10 protein-coding genes are annotated in these 9,883 nt (G+C 45.8%); 5 read left to right on the forward strand and 5 right to left on the reverse strand.

What is annotated here, in order from left to right; all coding sequences use genetic code 11:
• A partial coding sequence (locus SHEWPOL2_RS20570; protein ID WP_037431207.1) for a DUF3334 family protein occupies positions 1-378 on the reverse strand: 378 nt, incomplete at its 3' end.
• A gap of 342 nt (positions 379-720) precedes the next feature.
• Between SHEWPOL2_RS20570 and SHEWPOL2_RS20575 the strand changes: the two genes are divergently transcribed.
• The 5 genes from SHEWPOL2_RS20575 to crr all read left to right on the forward strand — a co-directional run bounded on the left by SHEWPOL2_RS20575 (position 721) and on the right by crr (position 5,558).
• Complete coding sequence (locus SHEWPOL2_RS20575; RefSeq protein ID WP_037431210.1) at positions 721-2,358, forward strand: methyl-accepting chemotaxis protein; 1,638 nt, start codon at positions 721-723, stop codon at positions 2,356-2,358.
• Positions 2,359-2,567: 209 nt separating this feature from the next.
• Complete coding sequence (locus SHEWPOL2_RS20580) at positions 2,568-2,963, forward strand: ACT domain-containing protein (protein ID WP_037418252.1); 396 nt, start codon at positions 2,568-2,570, stop codon at positions 2,961-2,963.
• A gap of 23 nt (positions 2,964-2,986) precedes the next feature.
• Positions 2,987-3,244 carry an HPr family phosphocarrier protein gene (locus tag SHEWPOL2_RS20585; RefSeq protein ID WP_037418255.1) on the forward strand — a complete coding sequence of 86 codons (258 nt, stop codon included), beginning with the start codon at positions 2,987-2,989 and terminating at the stop codon, positions 3,242-3,244.
• A 29-nt stretch (positions 3,245-3,273) separates the two neighbouring features.
• Positions 3,274-4,977: a phosphoenolpyruvate--protein phosphotransferase gene (gene ptsP / locus SHEWPOL2_RS20590; RefSeq protein ID WP_037431213.1), complete on the forward strand. Its 1,704-nt coding sequence runs from the start codon at positions 3,274-3,276 to the stop codon at positions 4,975-4,977.
• Positions 4,978-5,048: 71 nt separating this feature from the next.
• Positions 5,049-5,558, forward strand: coding sequence for a PTS glucose transporter subunit IIA (gene crr / locus SHEWPOL2_RS20595; protein ID WP_037418261.1), 510 nt, complete (start codon positions 5,049-5,051; stop codon positions 5,556-5,558).
• 162 nt (positions 5,559-5,720) lie between these two features.
• Here crr and SHEWPOL2_RS20600 read toward each other — a convergent pair whose 3' ends face one another.
• The 4 genes from SHEWPOL2_RS20600 to napA form a co-directional block, all read right to left on the reverse strand.
• Positions 5,721-6,047: a hypothetical protein gene (locus SHEWPOL2_RS20600; RefSeq protein WP_037431216.1), complete on the reverse strand. Its 327-nt coding sequence runs from the start codon at positions 6,045-6,047 to the stop codon at positions 5,721-5,723.
• A 138-nt stretch (positions 6,048-6,185) separates the two neighbouring features.
• Positions 6,186-6,773: a cytochrome c3 family protein gene (locus SHEWPOL2_RS20605; protein WP_037418266.1), complete on the reverse strand. Its 588-nt coding sequence runs from the start codon at positions 6,771-6,773 to the stop codon at positions 6,186-6,188.
• Positions 6,774-6,781: 8 nt separating this feature from the next.
• Positions 6,782-7,267, reverse strand: coding sequence for a nitrate reductase cytochrome c-type subunit (locus tag SHEWPOL2_RS20610; RefSeq protein WP_037431219.1), 486 nt, complete (start codon positions 7,265-7,267; stop codon positions 6,782-6,784).
• A 10-nt stretch (positions 7,268-7,277) separates the two neighbouring features.
• Positions 7,278-9,767 carry a nitrate reductase catalytic subunit NapA gene (gene napA, locus SHEWPOL2_RS20615; RefSeq protein ID WP_037431222.1) on the reverse strand — a complete coding sequence of 830 codons (2,490 nt, stop codon included), beginning with the start codon at positions 9,765-9,767 and terminating at the stop codon, positions 7,278-7,280.
• Positions 9,768-9,883 lie beyond the last annotated feature (116 nt).

A 9,883-nucleotide genomic window follows, 5' to 3' on the forward strand; every position in this document is an offset into this window, starting at 1 on the left:
GGAAGTTTGTAATTCCTTAGAGACTTTATTAATAAAGTCACCTAAGATTTGGTTCATTAACTCCCCCATCACATTACCCACTTCATCAGAAGTATGGGAAAAGGCTAATTCCTCTTCAGGCATGCCCATATTGAGCATATAGCGACGGTAGATTTCGATAGCCGCAGCAGCGGAAAAGTTAATAACAACAAGCCCTGAAAATCCCCCATCAAAAATCGAAAAACATCCTAAGTCGGGTTTTAAGCGGGTACGGGTAATGCTTTGTACCATACCAGCATGGCTCACATGGCTTGCGCTGGTACTCGATAATACATGGGCAACAGAGTGGCATAACTTCAACAATATATCGTCAGAAGTCACAATCGTATTTGTAGTCATAATTGATTCTCAAACATAACAGTTGATTAATCTTGCGCGTAAAACGGTAAAAAATCAAAATTAAAACAACTAATTAGATATAGTTATCATGAGTGAATTTGTTAATAAATGGTAAGTTGTTGAATTTAATAAATACTTCATCACATGCGATTAGACTGATGAAATATCCTCAAAATAAGCCATAAAATCATCACTCAGGAGAAGGCCTGCAAAGATCCTGCTTAAGATCAAAGAAACCCCATATTGTTTACCAGTTTATATGAAATTTAACCCGCTAATATTCTATTAAAAAACATTCGCAGGTATATTGTTGAACATTATTTTTGCGCCCGAGGACTCCAGATGATCACTTTTTTGCGCCAATTCACCATTTTAAAACGTCTAATGATGATGTTAGTGATGGCGGCCATTGGAACTGTTTGTTTTGCAAGTTTTTCGATTAAAGAACAATACAGTAATTTGATCGAACAAAAATGGTTACAAATCGATGGTCAACTTGGCAGTATCCTCAGTGTGATAGACGTTTATCGCCAAGATGCTGTTAACGGAAAAATGAGCGAGCAAGAGGCTCAAAAAGCTGCTGCGAACCTCATTAACCAAACCCGTTATGCGGGGGTTGGTTACTTTATTCTGATTGATGACAACAACCAAATCCTAGCCCATGGTGAAAATGCCAGCCTAATCGGTACCTCTGCACAAAATTTCACACTCCCCGATGGCACTAATCCGCTGACTACGATGCTGTCTCAAGCTCGGCAACATGACAAAGCCATGCTGGAATATCCGATTGCTAATCCTGTTTCAAAAATTGTTGAGGACAAATTGGCCGAAGCCCGCTACTACCCACAATGGGGCTGGACTGTGATCACAGGGGCTTATCTCAGTGACGTCAAAGAGAGTCTGTATAATGTGATGATCGACTATCTGATTATCATGTTTTTGATTTCTGTACCTATTTTTGCATTTTTCCTTGTTCTTAATCATTCGATTACCTCACCATTGAATGATGCTATTGAAGCCCTTGAAGATATCGCTCAAGGCGAAGGCGACTTAAGCCAGCGTTTAAGCACTCAAGGCAAAGATGAAGTTGCTCATCTCGCCCAAGCCTTTAACCTTTTCGCCCAAAAAATTGGCGATATGGTGGGACATTTGCAACCCCTGGGAAAATCGCTCGACAACGATGCTAAACAGTTAATGCTTGCCGTTGAGGAGTCGAACCAAAGTGCGGAACATATCCACCGTGAAACCGGTAGCGTAGCAACGGCAGTTAATCAAATGCTGTCTACGACCCATGAGATGGCGAGCAATACCCAGCAGGCCGCCGATGCCGCCACCAGTGTGAAAAATCAGGCACAGCAAAGTAAAGCTGTGATTGACAATACGGTGCGCGATACCGAGAAGTTGGTCCAAGAGCTGAAAGCATCAGAAGCAATCACTCAAAAATTGGGACAAGCCTCTGGTCAAATTGGCAGTATTTTGGATGTGATTCGGGGCATTGCTGAACAAACCAATTTGTTGGCACTTAATGCCGCCATTGAAGCTGCTCGTGCGGGTAGTCATGGCCGAGGATTTGCCGTTGTCGCAGATGAAGTAAGAGCCTTAGCCAATCGCACCCAAGACTCGACCAATGAGATCCAAAAAATTATCTCAGAAATTCAAACCGGTGTGGGCTCAGTGATGCAAAGCAATAGCCAAACCCAACATCAATCAGAAGAATTGCAAGCTAAGGCTCAAGAGGCTGGGCAAGCCATGGCCGCAATTCTGGGGCTAATTGCCCACATCAGCGATATGAACACTCAGTTAGCGAGTGCGACAGAAGAGCAATCCCTCGTGACAGAGGAAATTAACCGTAATATCTGTAATATTTCAGAGCTAACCGAAGTGTCTGTAAAAGCCAATGACAGTAATAGCCGAGCAGCTCAATCATTACAGGATATTAGCCAGGATATGTCCCATACCTTAGGACAATTTAAAATCTAACCTAGCGAATGTTTTCAATAGCAAACAAGAGGACGTATTAAAACGTCCTCTCTTCCTTTAAAATTAGCTAATGAAACGACACAATCAACCCGAACATACGAAATGCGGGCTGATTGAGGATGCACTTGAGAACAATGTCCTTTAAACAGGAATCCATGTTATAAGGTAAACTCCTAACTTGCATTCACCTCGCCAAAGGAGAACCGCCTATGCGTATGACCTTAGCCGTACATACCCGGCAATATACCATTCACAGTTTTAGCCCTAAGGCGCAAATTCCTACCGAAGTCTTTGCTGAAGAAGTGTATTTTATCTGCAAAACAGAAGAAGGTTTGACCTTGGTTGTGCCTAGTGAGCTTGCGCTTGATAGCTTAGAGCAAGAAACTAACTGGAGCTGTCTAGAAGTGTTAGGCCCTCTAGGATTTTCATTAACGGGTATTTTATCGAAAATTGCCAGCACCTTAGCCGATGTGCAAATCAGTATTTTCGCCCTTTCAACCTTTGATACTGACTATATTCTCGTGAAGAAAAATTGCCTCCAAGGCGCCATTGCAGCCTTAAAGAAGGCCGGTTATAAGATTATAGAGTCGAACGAAGCGCCATAATATTCATAAAGAGTTAAGCCACTATGTACGAAAAATCTGTCACTATCACCGCAAAACATGGTATTCATACCCGCCCTGCGGCACTATTGGTGAAAGAAGCAAAGACCTTCGATTGTGACGTTTTGGTTGAATGTAACGGCAAGCAAGCCAGTGCTAAGAGCTTATTTAAACTACAAACATTAGGTTTATACCATGGTGTCACTGTCAGGGTTTTCGCCGAGGGAGAGCAGGCGCAGGAAGCCGTCGAAAAAGTCTCGGCCTTGTTAATCACCTTAAGTTAGCGAACCGCCCAACATCATTAGGAATGACTATGTCGATAACGGGGATTATTGTGTCATCGGGTATAGCCTTCGGTAAGGCTTTACACCTTAATCATTGCGAAAACCACCTCGACTATCGCCCAATTCCGCTCTCTAGGATCCCGCAGCAACAAAGTAAGTTTCTTAAGGCGTTACAAACACTGAAACAACAGCTCAGTCTAAGCCAAACTAAGCTCGATCCTGACAGCGAAAACTACCAACTGATTGAAGCCGATTTATTACTCCTTGATGATGAAGAACTGATAGAACAAGTCAAAGAAGCCATTCGCACCTTACAACTTTCCGCCAGTGTCGCTGTTGAGCGAATATTTGCCCATCAAGCGAATGAACTCGAGTCCCTAGACGATCCCTATTTAGCCAATCGAGCCCAAGACGTTCGATGCCTTGGACAGCGCATAGTCACCGCGATTAATGGCCGTTTGGACCAAGGTTTAACTCACCTGAGTGAACCTACGATACTGCTAGCACAGGATCTCACCCCAGCAGAATTTGCCTTGCTCCCTAAAGAGCACATCAGCGGTATTGTGCTTAAAACCGGTGGACTCACCAGTCATACCGCTATTTTGGCCCGTGCAGCAGGTATACCCGCTATTTTAAGTTGTCAGTTCGATGCAGAGCTCATCCCTAATGGCATCCCATTAGTGCTCGATGCAATAAGTGGAGCGCTTTATGTCAATCCGGAGCCTGAGCAACAAGCTCGTTTAACCGTGACCCTGCACCATGAACAAGCAAGACGTCAGGCACTTCAAGCTTATCGCGATGTTCCGGCTCAAACACAGGACGGACATCAGGTTCGCCTGCTGGCAAACGTCGGCAATTTGAATGAGATCACCCATGTCAAAGATGAAGGGGCCGATGGAATAGGCTTATTCCGCACTGAATTTATGTTAATGCATACCAGCACCCTGCCGGATGAAAAAGCCCAGTACAATCTTTACTGCGAGGCTCTGCATGCTCTAGGTGGTAAAACTTTTACGATCAGAACCTTAGATATTGGCGCCGATAAAGAACTCCCGTGTTTATGCCAAGACATAGAAGATAATCCCGCCTTAGGACAACGTGGGGTGAGATACACCTTAGCGCACCCAGAATTATTTAAGACCCAACTTCGTGCCATTTTACGGGCAGCAAATCACGGTCCGATTCGCTTAATGTTTCCTATGGTCAATCAAGTCGAAGAGTTAGATGAGATATTTACGCTTATCGCCGAATGCCAGGATGCCCTCGAAGACGAAGAAAAAGGCTATGGTGAACTGAGTTATGGCATAGTGGTAGAAACGCCCGCAGCGGTGTTGAATTTAGCCTCTATGCTACCAAGGCTGGATTTTGTTAGCATAGGCACCAATGATTTAACACAATATGCCATGGCAGCAGACCGCACCAACCCACAACTGACACGGGATTACCCTTCCCTTTCACCTGCGATTTTAAGCTTGATAAACATGACAATCATTCAAGCCAAAGCAGCCGAGGTCACAGTATCACTCTGTGGTGAATTAGCCAGCTCGCCACACATCGCTCCGCTACTCGTGGGAATGGGGCTGGATGAACTCAGCGTTAACTTAAGCTCATTACTAGAAGTGAAAGCAGCCATTTGCCAAGGTGAACTGGCGAAATTTTCTGCGTTAGCGCACACTGCGATGCAGCAAAATAGAATTTCAGATCTGCAACAGTGTATAACAAACTGTAAATAGTACATTTAATTGGTTATGCTGCTTTACAGACCAACACAGAACAACAAAAACAAGCAAAGGGGCACCACATTATGGGATTTTTAAGCCGCATAAGGCGATTGGTATCAGGACAGCCACAACTTGCAGGTGGCATTATGGTTTACGCCCCCGTAAATGGAGAAATCGTCGCAATTGAAAAAGTCCCCGATGTCGTTTTTGCAGAAAAGATTGTCGGTGATGGCATTGCTATCGCGCCTAAGGGCGACACGATTGTTGCGCCGATTGATGGTACTATCGGTAAAATATTCGAAACTAATCATGCCTTTAGTATTGAATCACCTCAAGGATTAGAACTATTTGTTCACTTTGGTGTTGGTACTGTCGAGCTAAGAGGGCGTGGTTTTAGTCGTTTAGCCGAAGAAGGTCAAGAGGTCAAAGTAGGCGATCCGATTTTGTCATTTGATATCGAGTATCTTAAAGACCAAGTAGACAGCTTACTCACGCCCGTGGTGCTTGCCAATATGGAAGATGTGAAGTATTTAGACAAAGCTCAGGGGAGTGTCACTGCGGGCAAAGATCCTATTTTTACGGTGCAACTTTAACAATTAATCCAGTGTTAATTAGCAGTCCATTTAAGATCCATACCTTAGCTAATCCCCTTTTCTTCGTTAATCATACCGCTGGTAGTTTGCTGATACTGCCAGTGGTCACATTCGCAGCATTAACCTAAGCAAAAATAGCTGCACCTCAGACAGCTAATCGACCTAATATCCGTTAATAGTGATAAATTCAGTATTTTCGATAATAGGTAATTGGCCTAAGCGTGATAATTCTTGTTTGAGTTTGGTCATCATATCCATCTGTTTAGCTGAAGGCGGTAAATGTATTTTAACAATCCGTATAGCCGCGATGGACTTATAGTCAATCACCCGTCTTACAAATACGCAGTCTTTTGCCTGTATTTGAGATATCACTTCATTTGATACTTCATAATCCAATGGAAAATCAGCCTCACCTACCAGCCGTAATTGTAGGTAAACACAGTGTGACGCTAAGAGACTAATGCATTCACGCCATTTGGTATTGTTCATCACAACTCATTGTCGTTATCTTTAATGCTGAATAGTATATATTTTTCAGATAGATAAATCATAGATTGCAATCTAAAAATAAAAGGCCAAGTGTGGAGAGCACTTGGCCTTTGACTGGAGATGAAATATTACACGCGATTAAAAACCTTCAACGCCCGCCATATCAGGAAGATGATGGGCAATACCTTTGTGGCAATCAATACAGGTCTTCTCACCACTGGCCAGCGATGTGGAGTGCATCTGCGCGGCGCGTGGTGACTGCCTGGTAAAGTCCATATAGGTAAAGTTATGGCAATTTCGACACTCGAGCGAGTCATTTGCCTTTAACCTTGCCCATTCATGTTCAGCCAGCTCGCGACGTTTACTCTCAAACTTTTCGCGGGTATTGATGGTACCAAACACTTTACCCCACACTTCTTTCGATGCCTGCATCTTACGGGCAATTTTATCGGTCCAGTTGTGTGGCACATGGCAGTCAGGGCAAGTTGCACGCACCCCACTACGGTTAGTGAAATGGATAGTCGACTGTAACTCTTGGTAGACGTTATTTTCCATTTCATGACAACCAATACAAAAGGCTTCTCTGTTCGTGGCTTCAAGCGCAGTGTTAAAGCCCCCCCAAAAGATCACCCCTGCCACAAAGCCACCTAAGGTTAAAAACCCTAAACTGTAGTGCACACTCGGACGATTGAGAACTTGCCAGATCTTTTTAAGTTTATCTAACATGCTGACTCCTAGTGTTTTTTCTGCTCAGAGTTCGCTTTAATCAGATGATCCATATCCACAAAGTCGTTCTCGACCAGTAATTTGGCATCCAGTTGCGGCACATGGCACTGAGTACAGAAATAACGCCTTGGTGAAAGCTCAGCTAAAAAGTTGTTATCCCTATCCATATAATGGGTCACGCTCACCATGGGTGCTTGCGAATCTCCAGTGCGTTGTCTTGCATGGCACGCCATACATTTATTGACCTTAAGATCGAGCTGATAGCCATCGATCTTATGTGGGATCACGGGTGGCTGCATTGGGTAGTTACGCACCTCTTTGATATCTTTATTCAGCACCGCTTGCATCGCGGGCGGTGTTGGCTCAACGTTAATCGGCGCCTGACGTAAGGTATCGATCTTATCCTCAGGAATACTGGCAGCAGTCACACTGGTCATCATCAGGGCTGAAAAGGCAAGCGCACTAAATGCTGAAGCTAATTTGAATGTTTTCATCCTGTACTCCTTATACCTTGACGATTTTCACGGCGCATTTCTTAAAGTCGGTTTGTTTCGACAGCGGATCTGTCGCATCCAAGGTGACTTTATTAATGAGCTGACTGGCATCAAACCAAGGTACGAACACGAGTCCCACAGGTGGTTTGTTGCGACCACGGGTTTCGACACGGGTTTTGATTTCACCACGGCGAGACACGACTCGAACTTCATCACCACGGCGTAAACCACGTTTTTTCGCATCTTCTGGGTGCATAAAACACACTGCATCGGGGAAGGCACGATAAAGCTCTGGCACGCGTTGAGTCATCGAACCTGAATGCCAATGCTCGAGCACCCGTCCGGTGGATAACCACATATCGTATTCAGTGTCTGGCGACTCTGCGGGCGGCTCGAAAGGCAAGGCGTAAATCACTGCGCGGCCATCGGGTTTACCGTAGAACTCAAAGCCTGAGCCAGGTTTAACATAAGGATCGCTGCCCTCACGGAAACGCCATTTGGTTTCTTTACCATTAACCACCGGCCAGCGAATACCATGGGCTTCGTGGTAGGCATCGAAAGGTGCTAAATCGTGACCATGGCCACGGCCAAAAGTGGCGTATTCTTCAAACAGGCCTTTTTGGACATAGAAGCCAAAGTGTTTCGCTTCGTTGTTCAAATACTTAGGATCGGTATCGGCCAGCGGGAACTTATCGACGTTGCCGTTTTTGTACAGCACTTCAAATAAGGTTTTGCCCTTAAATTGTGGATTCGCCGCTAAGACTTCCTTCGACCAGACTTCATCGGTCGTAAAGCGCTTAGAGAACTCCATCAACTGCCACAGATCCGAGTGGGATTCGCCCGGCGCCTGCACCATTTGATGCCAGAATTGAGTGCGACGCTCGGCATTACCATAGGCGCCCTCTTTCTCAACCCACATGGCGGTTGGCAGAATTAAGTCCGCAGCTTGGGTCGTGACTGTGGGATACGCATCGGACACCACAATAAAGTTGGCAGGATTGCGATAGCCAGGTAAGCCTTCCTCGTTGATGTTTGGCCCCGCCTGCATATTGTTGTTCACTTGCACCCAATAGCAGTTCAAGTCGCCATCTTTTAAGCGGCGGTTTTGCTCGACGGCGTGATAACCAGGTTTTGGCGGAATAATGCCACTGGGGATCTTCCAAATTTCTTCGGCGTGTTTTCTATGCTCAGGGTTTGTTACCACCATGTCGGCGGGTAAACGGTGGGAGAAGGTTCCCACTTCGCGAGCCGTACCACAGGCAGAAGGCTGACCGGTTAACGAGAACGGGCTGTTACCGGGCGTTGAAATCTTACCTGTCAGTAAGTGGATGTTATAAATCAGGTTGTTACACCATACGCCGCGGGTATGTTGGTTAAAGCCCATGGTCCAGAAGGACGTGACTTTAGTCTCGGGATCGGCATAGAGTTTAGCTAACTCGATAAGTTTAGCCTCTGGCACACCCGACATCTTGCTGACCTTCTCCACCGTATATTCGGCGACAAAGGCCTTAAAGGTATCGAAATCAATCGGAGTCGAATCCCCTGCCGTTTTCACGTTTTTGGCTTTCTGCTCCAGCGGATGGGTTGGACGTAAACCATAGCCGATATCCGTGGTACCTTGGCGGAAGTTAACGTGCTTCTTCACAAAGTCCCAGTTTACTTTATCGTTTTGAATGATGTAGTTGGCGATAAAGTTCAGGATGGCTAAGTCGGTTTGTGGCGTAAATACTATCGGTAAATCCGCCAAGTCGAAGGAGCGATGCTCAAACGTCGAGAGTACCGCAACCTTCACATGGGATGCGCTTAAACGGCGGTCAGTCACTCGAGTCCATAGGATCGGGTGCATTTCAGCCATGTTGGAGCCCCACAGCACAAAGGCATCGGCCGCTTCCATATCATCGTAACAGCCCATAGGCTCATCGATACCGAAGGTACGCATAAAGCCGACCACGGCTGACGCCATACAGTGACGCGCATTCGGATCAATGTTGTTAGAGCCAAAGCCCGCCTTCATTAGTTTAACCGCGGCATAGCCTTCCCAGACGGTCCACTGGCCCGAGCCAAACATTCCAACTGCGGTAGGGCCTTTGGCCTTGAGGGTTTCTTTCCATTTTTGCGCCATGATATCAAAAGCGCTGTCCCAGCTAATGGGAGTAAATTCACCATGCTTGTCGTACTTGCCATCGGTCATTCTGAGCATTGGCGTGGTCAAACGATCGCTGCCATACATAATTTTCGATAGGAAGTAACCTTTAATACAGTTAAGGCCGCGGTTCACTTCGCTGTTTGCATCGCCGTGGGTCGCAACCACTTTGCCATCACGTGTCGCAACAATCACAGAGCAGCCCGTACCACAGAAACGGCAAGGCGCTTTGTTCCACTCTAATTTGGTTTGCTCTGAGCTAGTAATTAAATTGCTGGCTGATGCCGGCAGCGCTAAGCCTGCGGCGCCCGCTGCTGCAATCACCGCATTGGCTTTAATAAAGTCACGTCTATTCATGTTCATTCTTCACCCTCTTCGAGCTGTTCACTCTGGTGGTAAACCATAGTGGCGGACAAGACGCCAGGAATGGCATTAATCTGTTCGATACCGTCCATCAAGGCACACAGGGGATA

The organism is Shewanella sp. POL2 (genome assembly GCF_000282755.1).
GTDB classification, from domain to species: domain Bacteria; phylum Pseudomonadota; class Gammaproteobacteria; order Enterobacterales; family Shewanellaceae; genus Shewanella; species Shewanella xiamenensis.

Coding starts and splice junctions, on each gene's coding strand:
- napA (WP_037431222.1), bottom strand. CDS start 9,767: ATGAATAGACGTGACTTTATTAAAGCCAATGCGGTGATTGCAGCAGCG.
- crr (WP_037418261.1), top strand. CDS start 5,049: ATGGGATTTTTAAGCCGCATAAGGCGATTGGTATCAGGACAGCCACAA.
- SHEWPOL2_RS20585 (WP_037418255.1), top strand. CDS start 2,987: ATGTACGAAAAATCTGTCACTATCACCGCAAAACATGGTATTCATACC.
- SHEWPOL2_RS20610 (WP_037431219.1), bottom strand. CDS start 7,267: ATGAAAACATTCAAATTAGCTTCAGCATTTAGTGCGCTTGCCTTTTCA.
- SHEWPOL2_RS20580 (WP_037418252.1), top strand. CDS start 2,568: ATGCGTATGACCTTAGCCGTACATACCCGGCAATATACCATTCACAGT.
- SHEWPOL2_RS20605 (WP_037418266.1), bottom strand. CDS start 6,773: ATGTTAGATAAACTTAAAAAGATCTGGCAAGTTCTCAATCGTCCGAGT.
- SHEWPOL2_RS20600 (WP_037431216.1), bottom strand. CDS start 6,047: ATGAACAATACCAAATGGCGTGAATGCATTAGTCTCTTAGCGTCACAC.
- SHEWPOL2_RS20575 (WP_037431210.1), top strand. CDS start 721: ATGATCACTTTTTTGCGCCAATTCACCATTTTAAAACGTCTAATGATG.
- ptsP (WP_037431213.1), top strand. CDS start 3,274: ATGTCGATAACGGGGATTATTGTGTCATCGGGTATAGCCTTCGGTAAG.